The organism is Pseudonocardia sp. ICBG601, assembly GCF_020496245.1.
Genome location: NZ_JAHLJA010000061.1, coordinates 1 through 18,677 on the forward strand (window position 1 = coordinate 1; position 18,677 = coordinate 18,677).

The following is an 18,677-nucleotide window of genomic DNA, read 5'->3' on the forward strand; positions in this document are numbered from 1 at the left end:
AGCTCGGCCTCGGTGTGCGCTGACCCGACATGGGCCACGATCCGTCGATGGCCCTGCACGGACTCGGCGATCTGGACCGCGGTCGCCCCGGAGGCCGTCCGTACCCGCCTCACCCACGCCACCTGACCGAGCGTAGAGCACCGAATTAGTGCCTCACACCGCTCCCGCGCAAACACATCACCGCAGCTCAGCGCAGTACAAGCTGCGAAACCAGGCTCGGGTGACCAAAGTCAGGTCTCACGAGGCGATCTACCAGTGGGTCTATGCCACCCCGGTGTCCACCCTGGCTCGCGAGTTGATCGCGTTACGGACCCGCCGGACCGCCCGTCGTGGCGGCGGTAGGCCTCCATCTGCTCCCCGGATCGTCGAACCGACCTACATCGATGAACGACCTACTGAGGCTGAGGGGCGGGCGGTGCCCGGGCACTGGGAGGGCGACCTGGTCATCGGTAAAGCAGGTAAGACCGCGGTAGCGACGCTGGTGGAGCGCACTTCGCGGTTCCTGGTCCTGGTCCCGCTGCACGGGCGTGACTCCCACACTGTGACCCGGGCGGTGGTCGCTGCGACCGCTGGGCTCCCCGAGGTGATGCGCCGCTCGCTGACCTGGGACTGCGGGGCCGAGATGGCCGCCCACCACGTGGTGTCCAAGGGCTCGATGCCGGTCTACTTCGCTCGCCCGCGCTCTCCCTGGCAGCGCGGCAGCAACGAGAACCTCAACCGCATCGTGCGCGAGTACCTCCCCAAAGGCGTGGAGATCCCCTCCGACCCCACCTACCTGTCCATGATCGCCGCCGACATCAACGACCGACCACGTAAAATCTTCGACTGGAAGAAACCCTCCGAGGTATTCAGCGAACTCATCGAGGCAAGTGAGCCTTTCCCAACCTGTTTGTGCTGGTCAGGCGGTGGTGATCATGAGGGTCTGGATCGCTGCGACGAGCTGAGCAGCCTGGGAGGGGCTGGAGCGGATCTTGCGGAGGATCTTCCAGTTCTTCAGCTCGGCGTTGACCCGCTCACCCGGTGCCCGCCGTCGGGCGTGAGCGGCGTTGACGGCCTTCTGATTCGCTGACAGGGGCCGGTGTCGAGATCGCGGCGTCGGCGTCGGTGCGGGACGGTGATCGCGGGACCGCCGCCCTGGTAGGCGGTGTCAGCGACCGCCCGCACCCCGGTGGTGTTGACCGCGTCGATGATCCCGTGGATCCGGGCAGCGCCCATGTCGTGCCGTGCCCCCGGTAGCGGCGGGGAGATCCACACCAGCCGACCCGCGGGGTCGGCGATGACCTGCACATTCAGCCCGTGACACTTGTGCTTCCCGCTATAGAACGCCCGGTCATAGCCCGAGCCCATGCCGACCCGGTCGATACGCAGCAGCGTCCCGTCCAGGATCACGAACGCCTTCCCGGCCGCGACCGTGATGGCCTGCTCCAGGGTCGGCGCGAGCGCAGCGAGCAGCCCGATCGCCTCGGCGACATACCGGGACACCGTGGACTTCCCGACTCTGAATCCGCTGGCCAGGTCGGTGTAGGTCTCGCCCTTACGTAGGTGCGCGAGCACGAGCAGGGCCTGACGGGCCGGGGTCAGGAGCCGCCACCGGGTCCCGATCCGGCGACGATGTCCGCGCAGCAGCCCGGCCAGGACACGAACCGTGCGAGTGGACATCGACATCCCGGATGGGTAGGACAACACGCGGGGCTCCTCGGTAGGCGGTGGCGCGACAGCTATCCGTCTACCAGGAGCCCCACCCATCTCACGACAAGCCACGCACCTCACACCCCTGACCAGCACAAACAGGTTGGGAAAGGCTCAGTGCTTCCACCGCCTGAGCGCGCCGCTCGGTGCAATGACGGCGGACGCAATAGATTCGTAACCAGAGAACCGGGATGCTGTGGTTACCGTGCGACCCACCACCGAACCGCACCGGCCGCCTGCGCACCACGCAGGGCGCGGCCGTCCCGGACAGACAGGACTCTGATGCGATCACCTCGAGTCGCGGCGCTGCTCGCGCTCTCCCTGACCTCCGCGCTGGTGCTCAGCGCCTGTGGCGGCGGGGGAGGCGGCACCACGGGCGACGCCCAGGGCGCCCCCACGATCTCGGTCTTCGGCACCGAGCCGGAGAACGCGCTGCTGCCGGGCAACACTCGCGAGACCGGCGGTAGCAAGATCCTGGACGCCCTGTGGTCCGGGCTGGTCGACTACAACCAGCAGGGCGAGCCGGAGAACAAGGTCGCCGAGTCGATCGAGTCGACCGACTCGCGGAACTGGACCATCCGGATCAAGGACGGTTGGACCTTCCACGACGGCACGCCCGTCACCGCGAAGAGCTTCGTCGACGCGTGGAACTACGTGGCGCTGAAGACCAACGCCCAGTCCAGCTCGGAGTTCTTCTCCAACATCGCCGGGTTCGACCAGGTCAACCCGGACGAGGGCGAACCCACCGCACAGACGATGTCCGGGCTGCGCGTCGTCGACGAGCGCACCTTCACCGTGGCGCTGTCCGCGCCGTCGCCGATCTTCGTCAACACCCTCGGCGACGTGGCGTTCTACCCGATGCCGGAGTCCTTCTTCGCCGACCCGGCCGCGTTCGAGGCCAACCCGGTCGGCAACGGCCCGTTCCGCTTCGAGTCCCGGGTGCCGGACCAGAACGTGACCGTGACCCGCTACGACGAGTGGGGCGGCGAGCAGCCGGTCGCCGTCGGTGGCGTCGAGTTCCGCTTCTACGCCGACAGCGAGGCCGCCTACCAGGACGTCGTCAGCGGGAACCTGGACTTCCTGGAGGCCATCCCCGGCTCGTTCCTGATCGACAACCTGTACCAGCAGGATCTGGCCGACCGGAACGGCAACCAGCCCTACGCCGGCATCAACACGATGACCTTCCCGATCTACGACCAGCGCTACGCGAACCCGCAGCTGCGGCAGGCGATCTCGATGGCCGTCGACCGCGAGGCGATCATCGCCAACGTCTACAACGGACTCGTGAAGCCGGCCACCGGTTTCATCCCCGAGGGTGTGCCCGGCAAGGTCGACGACCAGTGCGGCGAGCTGTGCACCTTCTCCCCGCAGCGGGCCAAGCAGCAGTTCGACGCGTCCGGCTTCACCGGCCCGATCGAGCTGATCTCCAACGTGGACTCCGCGATCAACCGCGAGTGGATGCAGGCCGCCTGCGTCAGCATCAGCAACACCCTGGGCGTGCCCTGCAACTTCGTCCCGGTCCCGACCTTCTCGGAGTTCCTGGAGCAGCGCCGGGCGGAGAACCTGACCGGCATCTTCCGCTCCGGCTGGGTCGCCTCGACCCCGACCATGGAGTACGTGCTGCGGCCGCAGTACACGACGGGTGCGGCGAACAACAACAGCGGCTACACCAACCCGCGCTTCGACGCGCTGGTCCAGCAGGGCTCGACCGCGGCCACCGCCGAGGAGGCCTACGCGCTGTGGGCCGAGGCCGAGCGCATCCTGATCCAGGACATGCCGGCCGTCGCGATCAACGACCAGTCCGCGCAGTTCGGCTGGTCCCCACGGCTGCAGAACGTCGAGATGACCTACGGCCGTGAGCTCGACCTGGAGACCGTGACCGTCCAGGGCTGATCCCGCCCCACCCCACCACCCGCACCGGCGGCCGGGCGATCCCCGGCCGCCGGCGCACGTACCCGGAGGTGACCCGTGGGGCGCTATGTCCTGCGACGACTCCTGCAACTGGTGCCGGTGTTCCTCGGCACCACGTTCCTCATCTACTTCATGGTCTGGGCGCTGCCCGGCGACCCGCTCGCCGGCAAGTGCGGTGACCAGGCCTGCCCGCCCGCGTTCATCGAGCGCATGCGGGAGGAGTACGGGCTCGACCGGTCGATCGTCGTCCAGTACTTCACCTATCTCGGCAACCTGCTGCGGGGCGACTTCGGCGAGAACTTCCGCGGCCAGGAGGTCGCGACGCTGATCGCGAACGCCTACCCGGTCACGATCAAGCTCGCGATCGTCGCGCTGGTCATCCAGGCGGTCATCGGCCTGACCGCGGGCGTGCTCACCGGGCTGCGGCCCGGCGGTTTCCTCGACAACGTCGTGCTCACCGCGACGCTGTTCCTGGTCGCGGTGCCGGTGTTCGTGACCGGCTACGTGCTGCAGTCCGTCCTCGGGCTGCGGCTGGGCCTGGTCCCGCCGACCGTCCCGGCCGACCCGGGGTTCCTGGACCTGGTCGTGCCCGGCTACGTGCTCGGCAGCCTGTCGCTGGCCTACGTCGCGCGGCTGACCCGGACGTCGATCGCGGAGAACCTGCGCGCCGACTACGTCCGCACCGCGACCGCTAAGGGCCTGAGCCGGCGCCGTGTCGTCGGGGTCCACCTGACCCGCAACTCGGCGATCCCGGTGATCACGTTCCTCGGCGCCGACTTCGGCACGCTCATGGGCGGGGCGATCGTCACCGAGGGCATCTTCAACATCCGCGGCATCGGTGGGCTGATCTTCGGCTCCATCCAGCGGCTCGACGGGGTGGTCGTGACCGGCGTCGTCGTCCTGCTGGTGATCGTCTACCTGCTCGCGAACCTCGTCGTGGACGTCACCTACGCGCTGCTCGACCCGAGGATCCGCCTTGACTGACCCCACCACCGCCACCGCGGACAAGCCCGTCGCCACCGACGGCCGCGCCGAGGTGTCGGCCCGCACCCGCAGCCTCAGCGGCGACGCCTGGCACGACCTGCGCCGACGGCCGCTGTTCCTCGTCGCGGCGGGCCTCATCGCGTTCCTGCTGGTCATGGCCGCGTTCCCGCAGCTGTTCACCTCGGTCGACCCGACCGCGGGCGACCTGTCCCGGGCCCGGCAGGACCCGTCGGCCCAGGCCTGGTTCGGCTACGACCACCTCGGCCGCGACGTCTACGCACGCACCGTCCACGGCACCCGCGTCTCGATCGTCGTCGGGGTGCTGGCGACGACGGCGGTCGTGCTGGTCGGCTCCATCATGGGCCTGATCGCCGGGTTCGCCGGCGGCTGGGTCGACTCGCTGCTCGCCCGCGTCGCCGACGTCTTCTTCGGGGTGCCGTTCGTCCTCGGCGCGATCGTCGTGCTCTCCACCTTCCGCGCGTCGGTCGGGCAGAGCGTGATCGGCATCAGCGGCCTGGTGATCGGCACGATCGGGCTGCTGTCCTGGCCGATCGTCATGCGGATCATGCGGTCCGCCGCGATCGCCGCCCGGAGCCAGGACTACGTCAAGGCCGCCCGCGCGCTCGGCGCGAGCCCGTGGCGGATCATCTGGCGGCACATGCTGCCCAACACCATCGCCCCGGTGATGGTGTACGCGACGATCGCGCTCGGCGCGTTCATCGGGGCGGAGGCCACGCTGTCGTTCCTCGGTGTCGGTCTGCGCGACCCCGTCGTCTCCTGGGGCGTGATGATCAGCGAGGCGCAGAGCTACCTGCGGACCTCGCCGCACCTGCTCCTGTTCCCCGGCGCGTTCCTCGTCGTCACCGTGCTGGCCTTCGTGCTGCTCGGCGACGCCGTGCGCGACGCGTTCGACCCGAAGGGCCGGTCATGACCCCGCTGCTCGAGGTGGAGGACCTGCACGTCGAGTTCAGTACCCGCGACGGCGTCGCCCGGGTGCTGAACGGCGTCGGCTACCAGGTGCGTGCGGGGGAGACCCTCGCCGTCCTGGGGGAGTCCGGCTCCGGTAAGTCGGTCACCGCGAACACGGTGATGGGCATCCTGCCGACCCCGCCCGCGACCGTCACCGCGGGCTCGGTCCGCTACCGCGGCGAGGAGCTGCTCACCGCGACCGAGGAGCGGCGCCGGGAGCTGCGTGGCGAGAACATCGCGATGATCTTCCAGGACGCGTTGTCCGCGCTGAACCCGGTGTTCACCGTCGGGTTCCAGATCGGCGAGCAGCTGCGGACGCGGCGCGGGATGAGCAGGCGCGACGCCCGCACCCGCGCCGTCGAGCTGCTCGACCTGGTCGGCATCCCGGGGGCGAAGCAGCGGATCACGAACTTCCCGCACGAGTTCTCCGGGGGGATGCGCCAGCGCGTCATGATCGCCATGTCGCTGGCGCTCGACCCCGACGTGCTCATCGCCGACGAGCCGACGACCGCGCTCGACGTCACCGTGCAGGCCCAGATCATGGACCTGCTCGCCGAGATCCAGCGCGAACGGGAGATGGCGCTGGTCCTCATCACCCACGACCTGGGTGTCGTCGCGGAGGTCGCCGACCGGATCGCGGTGATGTACGCGGGCCGGATCGTCGAACAGGGCGACGTGCACCAGCTCTTCGCGAATCCGGCCCACCCGTACACCGAGGCGCTGCTCGCGTCGATCCCGCGGCTGGACAGCAAGGGCACCGAGCTGCGGGCGATCACCGGGCTCCCGCCGACGCTCACCGCCATCCCCGACGGCTGCCCGTTCCACCCGCGCTGCCCGCGTGCGGTGGAGAGCTGCCTCGGTACCGACCCGCCGCTGATCCCGCTGCCCGGAGCGCGGGCGTCGGCGTGCCTGTTCGCGGAGGACCTCGTATGAGCGAGCCCGTTCTGGAGGTCACCGACCTCGTCAAGCACTTCCCGGTGAAGGTCGGTGCGGTCGTCAAACGCACCGTCGGCCACGTGCGTGCCGTCGACGGCGTCTCGTTCTCGCTGAACAAGGGCGAGACGCTGGGCATCGTCGGCGAGTCCGGCTGCGGGAAGTCGACCCTGGCCCAGGTGCTGATGCGGCTGGAGCCGCCGACGTCGGGCTCGGTGCGCTTCCACGGCGAGGACATCTTCGCCCGCCGTGGGGCGGAGCTGCGGGCGCTGCGCCGGCAGATGCAGATCGTGCTGCAGGACCCGTACACGTCGCTGAACCCGAGGATGACGGTCGCCGACATCGTCGGGGAGCCGTTCGAGATCCACCCGGAGGTCGCGCCGAAGGGAGAGCGACGGGCGAAGGTGCAGGAGCTGCTCGACGTCGTCGGGCTCAACCCGGACTTCGTCAACCGCTACCCGCACCAGTTCTCCGGCGGGCAGCGTCAGCGCATCGGGATCGCCCGTGCGCTCGCGCTGCGCCCGGAGATCATCGTGTGCGACGAGCCGGTCTCCGCGCTCGACGTGTCCATCCAGGCGCAGGTGATGAACCTGCTCGGGAACCTGCAGCGCGAGTTCGGGCTGTCCTACATCTTCATCGCCCACGACCTGTCCGTCGTGCGGCACCTGTCCGACCGGGTCGGCGTGATGTACCTGGGCAAGATGGTGGAGCTCGGGACCGAGGACGAGATCTACACCCGGGCGTCGCACCCGTACACCCAGGCGCTGCTCTCGGCGGTGCCGGTGCCTGACCCGTCGGTGCGCGCGGGGCGCACGCGGATCCGGTTGACCGGTGACGTCCCGAGCCCGGTGGATCCGCCGAGCGGCTGCCGGTTCCGGACGCGCTGCTGGAAGGCCACCGACATCTGCGCGACCGAGGAGCCGCCGCTGGTGACGCGGCCGGGCGGGCACCACCCGAGCGCCTGCCACCACGCCAGTGAGGAGTACCTGCTGCCGACCTGAGGGTGCCCGTGCCCGGGCCCACCGCGGTCAGTCCGGTCCGCGGTAGGTGTGTCCGGTGGGTGTGGTCGTGAGGACGGTCCCGTCGGGTGTTCGGGTGACGTGCCATCCGGGTTGTTCGCGGATGTGGTTGTGGAACTCGCACACTCCGCGGCCGTTCTCCAGTTCGGTGTGTCCGCCGTCGGTGTGGCGGTGGATGTGGTCGATGTGGCGGAGGGGTGCGTCGCAGTAGGGCTCGGTGCACCGGTTGTTCGCTCGGGCTTTGACGAGTGTGGCGAGGAGTCCGGTGAAGGTGCGTTGGCGTGAGTCGCCGCCGATGACCAGGCCCTGGTCGGTGAGCAGCCGGCGCAGGGATGCGGTGCCGTCGCTGGTGGCGAGCAGGTCGGCCGGGACGGGTCCGAGTCCGGGGATCTCTGCGGGGAGTGGGGAGGTGGGGTCGAGCAGGGCCTGGACGGGGACGGTGACCTGGACTTCGAGGTTGACCGCGGTGGCGGTGGTCTGTCCGGTGAGGCGTTCGACCAATGTGTCGGCGAGTACCTGTCCGCGGCTGCGGGTCAACGGTGCCGGGTCGACCTGGACCTGCACGAAGGCTTTCTGTAGTGCGGCGAGGCAGGCGGCGCCCTGTGCGACGGGGATGTAGGCGGTGAGGTAGCTCATCGCGTCCGGTGCCGGGCGTAGGGTGACCGACGTTCGGCCGCGGCGGCGTGGACGCGGGCTCGGAAGCGTTCGGGCGCGATTTCGGCGACCAGGCGGCGGGTCATGGCGCGGAGCCGGCCGATGCCGAGCCGGGTGAGGTCGTGTGCGGCGAGGCGGGTGTCGAGGTGCCTGCGCTGGTGTGGGTCGAGGTCGCGGCGTTCGACGGCGATGGCGGTGACCTTGGCGGCGCTGAGCTCACCGGCGGTGTGGAGGCCGCGGATGTGGTCGAGTCCGGTGTGCAGGTCGCGGGCGTTGGCGAGGCGGGTGCGGGCTTCGGCGGTCGAGACCCGGCAGGCGAGCTGGATCTGGGCGACGACACTGCGGTGGAGCCGCTCGACGTCGGCCCGGGAGCGGTTGGTCTGGTCGTCGGTGAGGTGGTTCTCGACGTGGGCCCGGGCGAACGCCCGGATCCGACTCGCCTGCAGTGCGGCGAGGGAGGCCTGGACGGACTCGATCTGCTGGACCTCGTCGATCAGGTCGGCCTCGGAGAGCAGGGTGGTGTCGTCGCCGATCGCTTGGTCGATCAGGAGCTGGATCAGGGCGAGGTCACCGGAGCGGAACCTGCCGGAGCCCACGCCGGTGGCGTGGGCGGGTGGCTCCTGGGTCGAGGTCACCTCATCGATGCTACTCGAACAGGTGTTCGATCGCTAGTTTCCGTTCGCGATCGCGAACTCCCTACCTGCGGGAGTGGTACCGCAGCGAGCTGTCGCCTCGGTGGCGCCCGGCCGATCCCGTCAGGTGGCAGGAGCTGGGGAGGCCCCGTGCCGGACGAGCGCGTCGCTCAGATCCGTGCGCCGTACCGGCGGGCATCGTCGCGGGAGAGCGTCCGCCCCGCCCCGCACACGGGGCAGCGCATCTCGTAGCGGCTGCGCAGCGGCAGGACCGGGACGAAGAACAGCGTGAACCGGGTCCGCCGGTGCACCGCGGGCTGCGGCCCCGGGTGACCGCAGGTGCCGCAGCCCAGCGCGACCAGGCCCAGTGGGCGCTCCTTGCCCGACAGCCCGAAGATGACCAGCACGTCCCCAGGTTAGGGGCGTGCGAGCTCCCGCAGCGCGGCGAGCGCCCCGGCCTCGACGAGGTCGGCGTTGATCGCGGCCCCCGCGAACGCTCCCGCGGCCGCCGCGGCCCCCACCTGCGCGCTCAGAGCGTGTTTGGAAATTCTAGTGGGTTGAGGGTGTCGTGTGTTTCTGCTGGCGGGTGGCGGGGTATCCACGGGCGATGCGGCGGGTGATGGTGTTGATCGCGGCCCAGCGGATCATGGCTTCGGATGTGGTGGGGTGGCGTTCGTAGTCTCGGGCCAGGCGTCGGTGTGCGGTGAGCCAGGCCAGGGTCCGTTCGACCACCCACCTTCGTGGGAGGACGGTGAATCCGCGCTGCTCGGGTGGCTTGCGGATGATCTCGATCGTTGTCTGCAGGATCGTGGCGGCCCAGTCGAGCAGTCGCCCGGCGAAGCCGGCGTCGGCGTAGACGAACCGCACCCTGGTGCGCAGGTAGAGGTTGAGCAGGATCGGCTTGGCGCCGTCGCGGTCCTGTACCGAGGCCGAGCACACCATCGTGGTCAGCAGCAGACCGAGGGTGTCGGTCACGATGAACCGTTTCCGTCCGCCTGTCTTCTTCCCGGCGTCGTAGCCGCGGGAGTCCTGGCCGACGGTGTCGGCGCCCTTGACCGACTGGGAATCGATGATCCCCGCACTCGGCTCCGGATCACGGCCCTCGGCGATACGTAACTGCCCCCGCACGACCGGGAGGATCTTCTCGGTGACCTTCTGCTGTTCCCACTGGTTGAAGTACCAGTAGACGGTCTGCCAGGGCGGGAAGTCCACCGGCAACGCCCGCCAGGCACACCCGGTCCGCACGACATACAAGATCGCGTCCAGCACGTCCCGACGAGCATGAGCAACAGGCCGCCCCCGCCGCGCGAGCGGCGGTAACAACGGCTCGATCACCACCCACTGGGCATCACTGGTGTCCGAGGGGTACCGGCGCGGTCGTTCCTGCATGCCGACCACGATGGAGCACCCCAGCCGTGTCGACCATCCCGACACACCCACCATTTCCAAACACGCTCTCAGATCGGTGACATTGCCCGCGAGCCACACGCCCTCGACCGTGCTGCGGCCCGTCGGGTCCGCGACGAGGTGCTGCCCCACCCCTCTCGGGTGCTCGACCGGGACCAGGCCCAGCTCGGCGAGGAAGCCGGCGCGGGCCTCCAGCCGGGTCGCCACCGCGACGACCTCGCGCGCCAGCACACCGGACGGCGTGACCAGCCCGGTGATCGCGCCGTCCTCCCGCACCACCTCGCTCACCGGCCCGTCGACGACGGCGATGCCGAGCGCGGCGAAACGTTCCGACTGTTCCGCGGTCGGCTCCACCGTGTGCGACACGTAGACCACGTCCGCGCTGAGCTGCCGGAACAGCAGCGCGTGGTGCGCGGAGCCGGGGGCGGTCCCGAGGACGGCGATCGGGCGGTCACGCACCTCGTAGCCGTGGCAGTACGGGCAGTGGACGACGTCGGCGCCCCACCCCTGCGCGAGTCCCGGAATCTCCGGCAGCACGTCGACCAGCCCGGTGGTGACGAGCAGCCGCCGGGCGTCGAGGGTGGTGTCGTCGGCGAGGGTCACCGTGAAACCGTCGTCGGTGCGCCGGGCGCCGACGACCTCGCCGTCGACGACCGTCCCGCCGTAGCGGCGGACCTCCTCCCGGCCGGTCGCGAGCAGCTCGGCCGGGGCGACGCCGTCGCGGGCGAACAGGCCGTGCGCGGCGGTGGCCGGTGCGTTGCGGGGCAGGCCGGAGTCGACCGCGACCACCGACCGCAGGGAGCGGGCGAGCATCATGGCCCCGTTGAGTCCGGCCGGGCCGCCGCCGATCACGACGACGTCGTGGCGCTGTGCTGTGTCCATGTGCCCAGCCTGACGAGTGGCCGGACAGGACGGCAAACATCGTTGCCGAGATAGCAAAGTGCAGAATGGGTGCATGCCCCTGCATGTCCACCACGCCGGTGACCCGGCGGGCCCGCCGGTGCTCGCGGTGCACGGTGTCACCGGCCACGGCCTGCGGTTCGCGCCGCTGTTCGCCGCCCTGCCCACCCTGCGCTGGATCTCCGTCGACCTGCGCGGGCACGGCCGTTCGCCGTGGGTCCCGCCGTGGAACCTCGAGCAGCACGTCGAGCGGGTCGCCGTGGTCGGGCACTCCTTCGGCGGAGCGGTCGCGGCCCGGCTGGCGCGGACCGCACCCGAGCGCGTCACCCGCCTCGCGCTGCTCGACCCGGCGCACGGGCTGGACCCGCAGGACATGCTGGAGTCCGCGGAGGCCGGCCGCGCCGACGAGGGGTTCGCGACCCGTGACGCCGCCCGCGCCGCCAAGGCCGCGTCCTGGAGCGGTGTGCCCGCACCGCTCGTCGACGCCGAGGTCGCCGAGCACCTGGAACAGCGCGACGGTGCCTGGCGCTGGCGCTACAGCCGGGCGGCCTTCGTCACCGCCTGGTCGGAGATGGCCCGCCCCGCCGCCGTCCCGCGGGCCGGCCTCCCGACACTGGTCGTGCCAGCCCTGCGGGCCGACTTCGTCACCGACGACTGGCTGGCCGCCTGCCGCAGTGCGCTCGGCGACGACCTCACCGTCGCCCCCGTCGACACCGGACACATGGTCTACCTCGAACGCCCCGACGAGGTCGCGGCGCTGCTGGCGGAGCACCTGCGGTGAGCGACCGCGAGGACGGGCGGCTGCGTGAGCTCGTCCGGATGCGCCGGGTGCGCGACCGCATCGACCGGGAGTACGCCAGCCCGCTGGACGTCACCGAGCTCGCCCGGGCCGAGCACGTCTCGGCGGGGCACCTGTCGCGGGCGTTCCGGGCGGCCTACGGTGAGTCGCCCTACAGCTACCTGATGACCCGGCGCATCGAGCGCGCGATGGCCCTGCTGCGCCGCGGTGACCTCACCGTCACCGAGGTGTGCTTCGCGGTCGGCGGCTCCTCGCTCGGCACGTTCAGCACCCGGTTCACCGAGCTCGTCGGAATGTCGCCGAGCGTGTACCGCGACGCCGTGCGCGACGGGACCGCGGGGCTCCCGGCCTGCGTGGCGAAGCAGGTCACCCGACCGGTCAGGAATCGAGAAGCCACGGTGGCGCCGACCTCCCTAGCGTGAACGCCATGACCGCACCCGCCATCACGATCCACGCCGGCTTCCTCCCGCACACCGACCCGGAGGCGTCGCTGGCCTTCTACCGCGACGCGCTCGGCTTCGAGGTCCGCCTCGACGTCGGCCAGGGCACGATGCGCTGGCTCACCGTCGGCCCGCCCGGGCAGCCCGACGTCTCGCTCGTCCTCGCCCCGCCCGCCGCCGATCCCGGCATCACCGACGAGGAACGCCGCACCGTCACCGAGATGATGGCCAAGGGCACCTACACCGCCGTGCTGCTCGCCAGTAACGACCTGGACGCGGCGTTCGACAGGCTCCAGGCGAGCGGGGCCGAGGTCGTCCAGGAGCCGGTCGACCAGCCGTACGGGGTGCGCGACTGTGCCTTCCGCGACCCCGCGGGCACGATGGTCCGCATCCAGCAGCGGCCCTGAACGGGCCGGACGGGGGATCCACCATGCACGCAGCCGACAGTCACGACCTCATCCGCGTGCACGGTGCGCGCGAGAACAACCTGCGCGACATCTCCGTCGAGCTGCCCAAGCGCCGGCTCACGGTGTTCACCGGGGTGTCCGGCTCGGGCAAGAGCTCCCTGGTGTTCTCGACCATCGCCGCCGAGTCCCAGCGGATGATCAACGAGACCTACAGCGCGTTCGTCCAGGGCTTCATGCCGAACCTGGGCCGCCCCGACGTCGACGTCCTCGACGGCCTCACCACCGCGATCATCGTCGACCAGGAGCGGATGGGCGGCGACGTGCGCTCCACTGTCGGCACCGCCACCGACGTCGGGGCGCTGCTGCGGATCCTGTTCAGCCGCCTCGGCAAGCCCTACGCCGGCCCGGCCAAGGCGTTCTCCTTCAACGTCGCGACGATCAGCGGCTCGGGTGCGGTGACCGTCCGGAAGAACGGCCAGCAGGTCAAACAGCGCCGCGAGTTCGAGATCGTCGGCGGCGCCTGCCCGCGCTGCGAGGGCCGCGGCTCGGTGTCCGACTTCGACCTCACCGCCCTGTTCGACGAGTCGAAGTCGATCGTCGAGGGCGCCCTGACGATCCCGAACTACTCCGTCGACGGCTGGTACGGCCGGATCTTCGCCAACTCCGGCTTCTTCCCCGGCGACAAGCCGATCAGCAGCTTCACCAAGCCCCAGCGCGACGCCCTGCTCTACAAGGAGGCCACCCGGATCAAGGTCGACGGCGTCAACGTCACCTTCGAGGGGCTGATCCCGCGGATCCAGAAGTCGTTCCTGGCCAAGGAACGCGAGGCGATGCAGCCGCACATCAGGGCGTTCGTCGACCGGGCCATCGTGTTCCGCACCTGCCCGGACTGCGACGGCACCCGGCTCTCCGAGCTCGCCCGGTCGTCGAAGATCCGGGGGATCTCCATCGCGGATGCCTGCGCCATGCAGATCTCCGACCTCGCCGACTGGGCCGGTGGCCTCGACGAGCCCTCCCTGGCCCCGCTGCTGTCCTCGCTGCGCGCGACCCTGGACTCGTTCGTCGAGATCGGGCTCGGCTACCTGTCGCTGGACCGGCCGTCCGGGTCGCTGTCCGGCGGCGAGGCCCAGCGCACCAAGATGATCAAGCATCTCGGGTCGTCGCTGACCGACGTCACCTACGTCTTCGACGAGCCCACCATCGGGCTGCACCCGCACGACATCGCCCGGCTGAACGACCTGCTGCTGCGGCTGCGCGACAAGGGCAACACCGTGCTCGTCGTCGAGCACAAGCCGGAGACGATCGCGATCGCCGACCACGTCGTCGACCTCGGGCCGCGGGCCGGCGCCGACGGCGGCCACGTCGTCTACACCGGCGACCTCGACGGGCTCCGCCGCTCCGGCACGCTCACCGGGCGCCACCTGGAGTACCGGGCGACGCTCAAGCCGACCGTCCGGACCCCGTCGGGGTACCTGGAGATCCGCCGGGCGAACCGGCACAACCTGCGGGACGTCGACGTCGACGTGCCGCTGGGCGTGCTCACCGTCGTCACCGGGGTGGCCGGGTCGGGCAAGAGCTCGCTGATCCACGGGTCGGTCGCCGGTCGCGACGGGGTGGTCGTCGTCGACCAGGGCGCGATCAAGGGATCGCGGCGCAGCAACCCGGCCACCTACACCGGGCTGCTGGAGCCGATCCGCAAGGCGTTCGCGAAGGCCAACGGCGTCAAGCCCGCGCTGTTCAGCGCCAACTCCGAGGGCGCCTGCCCGAACTGCAACGGCGCCGGCGTCGTCTACACCGACCTCGCGATGATGGCCGGGGTCGCCACCACCTGCGACGTCTGCGACGGCCGCCGCTTCGACGCCTCGGTGCTCGGCTACACCTTCGGCGGGCGCGACATCAGCGAGGTCCTCGCCATGCCGGTCGCCGAGGCGGAGAAGTTCTTCGGGGCCGGCGAGGCCCGCACGCCGGCCGCGCACAGGATCCTGGAGCGCCTCGCCGACGTCGGGCTCGGCTACCTCACCCTGGGCCAGCCGCTGACGACGCTGTCCGGCGGGGAGCGCCAGCGGCTCAAGCTGGCGGTGCACCTGGGGGAGTCCGGGGGGACCTTCGTGCTCGACGAGCCGACGACCGGGCTGCACCTGGCCGACGTCGAGCAGCTGCTCGCGCTGCTCGACCGGATCGTCGACGGCGGCCGCTCGGTGATCGTCATCGAGCACCACCAGGCCGTGATGGCACACGCCGACCGGATCATCGACCTGGGCCCCGGCGCCGGGCACGACGGCGGCACCGTGGTGTTCGAGGGGACCCCGGCCGAGCTGGTCGTGGACCGGTCGACGCTGACCGGGGAGCACCTGGCGGCCTACGTCGGCGCCTGAGGACGCCCCGCGGCACGAGGTCCGCGGCGGCCGGCCGGACCGGATCGCGGGCGGGGCCGTCGCTCTCCGGTCACCCTCCGGTGCGGCTCCCGTCCCGCAACGAGTCCCGGATCTCGCGCAGCACCGCGGTCTGCTCCTGCACCGCGGAGATGAGCGCCGCGAGCTGGTCGTCGCCGTGGCGCATCTCCTGGTAGAGCGCGCTCACCGCGTAGGCGGTGGCGGCGGTGTGGCCGTCGGTCGCCTGGGGGTAGTCCTGCGCCTTGTCGGCCGCCTCGAGGAGGTCGAGCGCGTGCTCGATGACGTGCTGCCCGCTCTCGCGGTGGCTGTGCGGTTCCGGCATGTCCGAATCGTACTCATTCCGGGTGACCCGTTCCGGGTGACGTGACTCCGGGTGACGCGGCGCGGGCGACTTCGGTCGCGGTGCGCAGGACCTTCGGCGGGTGCGCCACCGGCGGCCCACCCGGCACGCTGACCGTCGATCCCGGGGGGTCGGGAGACAGGAGTGGACCGGTGGCCGTCCCGTTCGAGCGGAAACCTGCTGGACGGCGCCGGTCCGCCGCCTATGGTCGACGGGTGCCGGTCCGTCCCGCCGTGATCTCCGCCGTGCTGATGGTCGCGGTGCTCGCCGGGGGTCTGACCGTCGTCGGGACGTACGCCGTCGCCGGGGCCCTGCAGTGGTCGCTGCTCGTCGTCGGCGTGCTGATGATCGGCTCGATCGCGGTGCGCTATCGCATGCCGCGGGTGTTCGCGGTGGTGGCCGTGCTCGGGCCGCTGGTGTCGCCGGTCGCCACCTACCTGCCGCTGGTCGGGGTGTTCGTGATCGCGACCCGGCGCCGCGCGGTGGAGACGCTTCCGGTGCTGGCCCTGGCGGTCGGGACGGCCGCGATCACGCTGTACCGCGACGCTCCCGACGGTGCCACGGCGCTCGTGCTGCTCGGCGGGGCCGTCGCGTTCCAGGGGATCTCGGCGACCGCGGGCCTGCTGACCGGGATCCGCCGCGCGATGGTCCACGACCTGCGCGAGCGGCTCGCCCGCGCCGAGGCCGATCGGGCGGTGCGTGAGGAGCAGGCCCGCGCCGACGAGCGTCGCCGGATCGCCGGGGAGATGCACGACCGGCTCGGGCACCGGCTGTCGCTGCTGTCGGTGCACGCAGGGGCGCTGGCGCTGCGTGGGGACCTGCCCGCCAGCACCGTGCGCGAGACCGCGCAGGTGCTGCGCGACACGACGCACCGCGCGATGGAGGACCTCCGCACGATCGTGCAGGTGCTGCACGAGCCCACCGGCGACGTGCCCGACGAGATCGAGGACCTCGGAGCGGTCGAGGAGCTCGTCGCCGAGGCCCGCGCGGTCGGTGCGGACGTCCGTCTCCGGTCGACGGCGCTGCTGACGGTGTGCCCGCCAGGGCGCCCGCTGGCCGGGGTCGTGCACCGGGTGGTCCGCGAGGGCCTGACCAATGCCGCCCGGCACGCGCCAGGGTCCCCTGTGGAGGTCGCCCTCGACGGGCGGCCCGGCCGGGACCTCACCGTCACCGTCACCTCGGGGACGTCTGCGGCGGGGACGACACCCGAGGGTGCCGGGACCGGCCTGGTCGGGCTGCGCGAGCGGGTCGAGACCCTCGCCGGCGGGACGCTGACCCACGGCCCGACGCCGTCGGGCCACCAGCTGCGCGCGGTGCTGCCGTGGCGGGAGGAGACGGAATGACCGCGACCGCGATCCGGGTGCTGCTCGTCGACGACGACCCGCTCGTCCGCTCCGGCCTGCGGGTGATGCTCGACGGGCACGCGCTGCCCGGCGACGGCACCGGACCGGTGCGGCGCATCCAGGTGGTCGGCGACGCCGGTGACGGCGACGAGGTGCCTGCCGCCGTCGCCGCGGGGCGGCCGCACGTGGTGCTGATGGACCTGCGGATGCGTCGCGTCGACGGCGTCGCGGCGACCCGGGAGGTGACGTCGCGGCCCGACGCCCCGACCGTCGTCGTGCTGACCACGTTCGACGCCGACGAGCACGTCGTACGGGCGTTGCGCGCCGGGGCGAGCGGGTTCCTGCTCAAGGACGCCGCGCCCGAGGGGATCGTCGACGCCGTCCGCGCCGCCGCCGACGGCGACGCCGTGCTGTCCCCGGCGATCACCCGGCGGCTGATCGGCATCGTCCGCGGCGGCGGCGCCGGGTCGGTCGACCGCCGGCGCGCCGCCCGGGCCCGGCTCGACCGGCTCGCCGACCGGGAGCGCGACGTCGCCGAGGCCGTCGCCAGGGGTGGCTCCAACGCCGACATCGCCGCCGAGCTGCACATGTCGGTGGCGACGGTGAAGTCCTACGTCTCCCGGTTGCTCCGCGAACTCGGCCTGGACAACCGGGTGCAGATCGCGCTGCTCGTCCGCGACGCGACGGACTGACCCCGCCCGGCCCACTAGCGTGGCCGGGGTGACGACGAGCGAGACGGTCGCCGGGGCGATGGCGGACGCGGCCGCGGCCTGGCTGGACACCCTGGACGACGACCGGCTCGGCCCCGCCCGGGGCGCCGGCCCGACCGGTGACGCGGGGGCCGACGCCGAGCGCCGTCGCTGGTTCTACACCCCCACCGACCACGGTGGACTGCCCCTCGCGGCCCAGACCGCGGTCCAGCAGCAGCGCGCGATGCGGTTGGTCGCGTCGGGGCTGTCCGAGGCCGGCTACGCCACCGTGGCGACGATCATGGGGCTGGAGAACGTCCTGGACCGGGCGCAGGACTGGCCGACCCGCCCGTACCGGGAGCGGTTCCGGGACCCGGCGCTCTACTACCTGCGGGTGTTCGGCGACCCGGGCGGACGCACCTGGGGCTGGCGCTTCGGCGGCCACCACGTGTCGGTGAACGCACTCGTCGTGGACGGGCGGGTGGCCGCGGCCACGCCGTGCTTCCTCGGCGCGAACCCGGCGACGACGCCGCTGCTCGGCGGAGGGGTGGCGCGACCGCTCGGACCGACCGAGGACCTGGCGCGGGAGATCGTCCGCGGCCTGCCACCCGAGCTCCTGGAGACCGTGGTCCTGCCCGGCGGGGCCCCACCGGACCTGGTGACGGCGAACCGGCCGCTGGTCGCGCCGGGCGACCGGCCGCTGCCGACCTCGGCGATCCGACGGGAGAGCCCACCCGGCCCGGTGGACCCGGTCGAGGGGACCGAGGCCGTCGCGCTGACCGGTGTGCCGCGCGGGCTCCCGGCGAACGCGCTCGACGACCGCGGCCGTGCCCTGCTGCGCCGACTGCTCTCGGCCTACCTCGACCGGGCGCCGGCTGGGGTCTCACCCGCCGCCCGCTACGACGACGACACCGCCCTCGACGAGGTCCACGTGGCCTGGGCGGGCTCGCTGGAGGCGGGGGAGCCGCACTACCACCGGCTGCAGGGGCCGCGGCTGCTGCTGGAGTGGGACAACACCCAGGGCGGCGCGGACCACGCCCACTCGGTGTGGCGGGACCCGGAGAACGACTTCGGCGTGGACCTGCTCGACGACCACCACCGGGCCTTCGCCCACCGGTGAGTCCCCTCACGACGGCCTGCGCCGCGGGGGCCCGGCGGTGAGGATCGG

General features: G+C 71.7%; 16 protein-coding genes and 4 pseudogenes. 13 read left to right on the forward strand and 7 right to left on the reverse strand.

Going from position 1 to position 18,677, the window contains the following annotated elements:
* Window positions 1-148: 148 nt before the first annotated feature.
* A pseudogene (locus KPL57_RS19135) lies at window positions 149-805 on the forward strand (IS30 family transposase); the annotation flags it as partial.
* A gap of 93 nt (window positions 806-898) precedes the next feature.
* Here the strand turns inward: KPL57_RS19135 and KPL57_RS19140 are convergent.
* Window positions 899-1,686: pseudogene (locus tag KPL57_RS19140) on the reverse strand (transposase family protein).
* A gap of 285 nt (window positions 1,687-1,971) precedes the next feature.
* On the opposite strand from KPL57_RS19140, the gene KPL57_RS19145 reads away from it, so the two are divergent.
* The 5 genes from KPL57_RS19145 (at window position 1,972) to KPL57_RS19165 (ending at window position 7,487) form a co-directional block, all read left to right on the forward strand.
* Window positions 1,972-3,582, forward strand: coding sequence for an ABC transporter substrate-binding protein (locus KPL57_RS19145; protein WP_226352622.1), 1,611 nt, complete (start codon window positions 1,972-1,974; stop codon window positions 3,580-3,582).
* Between the two features lie 75 nt (window positions 3,583-3,657).
* A complete protein-coding gene (locus KPL57_RS19150) occupies window positions 3,658-4,584 on the forward strand; it encodes an ABC transporter permease (protein WP_043281097.1) in 927 nt (308 codons plus the stop codon).
* Window positions 4,577-5,515 (forward strand): ABC transporter permease, encoded by a 939-nt coding sequence (locus tag KPL57_RS19155; protein WP_226352623.1) that lies wholly within the window; start codon window positions 4,577-4,579, stop codon window positions 5,513-5,515. Before KPL57_RS19150 ends, KPL57_RS19155 begins: the two co-directional genes overlap by 8 nt.
* Window positions 5,512-6,486 (forward strand): ABC transporter ATP-binding protein, encoded by a 975-nt coding sequence (locus KPL57_RS19160; protein ID WP_226352624.1) that lies wholly within the window; start codon window positions 5,512-5,514, stop codon window positions 6,484-6,486. The genes KPL57_RS19155 and KPL57_RS19160 overlap by 4 nt, the downstream gene beginning before the upstream one ends.
* On the forward strand, window positions 6,483-7,487 hold the full coding sequence (locus KPL57_RS19165) for an ABC transporter ATP-binding protein (RefSeq protein WP_226352625.1): 1,005 nt from the start codon (window positions 6,483-6,485) through the stop codon (window positions 7,485-7,487). Before KPL57_RS19160 ends, KPL57_RS19165 begins: the two co-directional genes overlap by 4 nt.
* A 27-nt stretch (window positions 7,488-7,514) precedes the next feature.
* On the opposite strand, the gene KPL57_RS19170 is transcribed toward KPL57_RS19165, so the two are convergent.
* The 5 genes and pseudogenes from KPL57_RS19170 to KPL57_RS72325 form a co-directional block, all read right to left on the reverse strand.
* Window positions 7,515-8,141: an HNH endonuclease gene (locus KPL57_RS19170; protein WP_226352626.1), complete on the reverse strand. Its 627-nt coding sequence runs from the start codon at window positions 8,139-8,141 to the stop codon at window positions 7,515-7,517.
* Window positions 8,138-8,794 carry a hypothetical protein gene (locus KPL57_RS19175; protein ID WP_226352627.1) on the reverse strand — a complete coding sequence of 219 codons (657 nt, stop codon included), beginning with the start codon at window positions 8,792-8,794 and terminating at the stop codon, window positions 8,138-8,140. The genes KPL57_RS19170 and KPL57_RS19175 overlap by 4 nt, the downstream gene beginning before the upstream one ends.
* 167 nt (window positions 8,795-8,961) lie before the next feature.
* Window positions 8,962-9,198 carry a zinc ribbon domain-containing protein gene (locus tag KPL57_RS19180; RefSeq protein WP_226352628.1) on the reverse strand — a complete coding sequence of 79 codons (237 nt, stop codon included), beginning with the start codon at window positions 9,196-9,198 and terminating at the stop codon, window positions 8,962-8,964.
* 126 nt (window positions 9,199-9,324) lie between these two features.
* Window positions 9,325-10,234 (reverse strand): annotated as a pseudogene (locus tag KPL57_RS72320) (IS5 family transposase); the annotation flags it as partial.
* Window positions 10,235-10,267: 33 nt separating this feature from the next.
* A pseudogene (locus tag KPL57_RS72325) lies at window positions 10,268-11,155 on the reverse strand (NAD(P)/FAD-dependent oxidoreductase); the annotation flags it as partial.
* Between KPL57_RS72325 and KPL57_RS19190 the strand changes: the two are divergent.
* The 4 genes from KPL57_RS19190 to KPL57_RS19205 are packed head-to-tail and all read left to right on the forward strand — an operon-like array spanning window position 11,154 to window position 15,119.
* Entirely contained in the window at window positions 11,154-11,879 is a 726-nt protein-coding gene (locus KPL57_RS19190; RefSeq protein WP_226352630.1) for an alpha/beta fold hydrolase, read from the forward strand. The pseudogene KPL57_RS72325 and the gene KPL57_RS19190 sit on opposite strands and share 2 nt — an antisense overlap.
* A gap of 38 nt (window positions 11,880-11,917) precedes the next feature.
* A complete protein-coding gene (locus tag KPL57_RS19195) occupies window positions 11,918-12,319 on the forward strand; it encodes a helix-turn-helix transcriptional regulator (RefSeq protein ID WP_226352646.1) in 402 nt (133 codons plus the stop codon).
* Between the two features lie 5 nt (window positions 12,320-12,324).
* Window positions 12,325-12,744, forward strand: coding sequence for a VOC family protein (locus KPL57_RS19200; RefSeq protein WP_043280718.1), 420 nt, complete (start codon window positions 12,325-12,327; stop codon window positions 12,742-12,744).
* Between the two features lie 23 nt (window positions 12,745-12,767).
* Window positions 12,768-15,119: an excinuclease ABC subunit UvrA gene (locus KPL57_RS19205; RefSeq protein WP_226352631.1), complete on the forward strand. Its 2,352-nt coding sequence runs from the start codon at window positions 12,768-12,770 to the stop codon at window positions 15,117-15,119.
* A gap of 70 nt (window positions 15,120-15,189) precedes the next feature.
* Here the strand turns inward: KPL57_RS19205 and KPL57_RS19210 are convergent, their stop codons facing one another.
* Window positions 15,190-15,459 carry a hypothetical protein gene (locus tag KPL57_RS19210; RefSeq protein WP_226352632.1) on the reverse strand — a complete coding sequence of 90 codons (270 nt, stop codon included), beginning with the start codon at window positions 15,457-15,459 and terminating at the stop codon, window positions 15,190-15,192.
* Window positions 15,460-15,629: 170 nt separating this feature from the next.
* On the opposite strand from KPL57_RS19210, the gene KPL57_RS69900 reads away from it, so the two are divergent.
* From KPL57_RS69900 to KPL57_RS19225, 3 genes are read left to right on the forward strand one after another with little or no spacing between them, the layout of a single operon-like run.
* On the forward strand, window positions 15,630-16,820 hold the full coding sequence (locus tag KPL57_RS69900; RefSeq protein WP_226352633.1) for a histidine kinase: 1,191 nt from the start codon (window positions 15,630-15,632) through the stop codon (window positions 16,818-16,820).
* A complete protein-coding gene (locus tag KPL57_RS19220) occupies window positions 16,817-17,512 on the forward strand; it encodes a response regulator transcription factor (RefSeq protein WP_226352634.1) in 696 nt (231 codons plus the stop codon). The genes KPL57_RS69900 and KPL57_RS19220 overlap by 4 nt, the downstream gene beginning before the upstream one ends.
* Before the next feature lie 28 nt (window positions 17,513-17,540).
* The gene (locus KPL57_RS19225; RefSeq protein WP_226352635.1) at window positions 17,541-18,629 is read left to right on the forward strand and encodes a DUF3500 domain-containing protein; all 1,089 of its coding nucleotides are present in this window, start codon (window positions 17,541-17,543) and stop codon (window positions 18,627-18,629) included.
* Window positions 18,630-18,677: the final 48 nt, after the last annotated feature.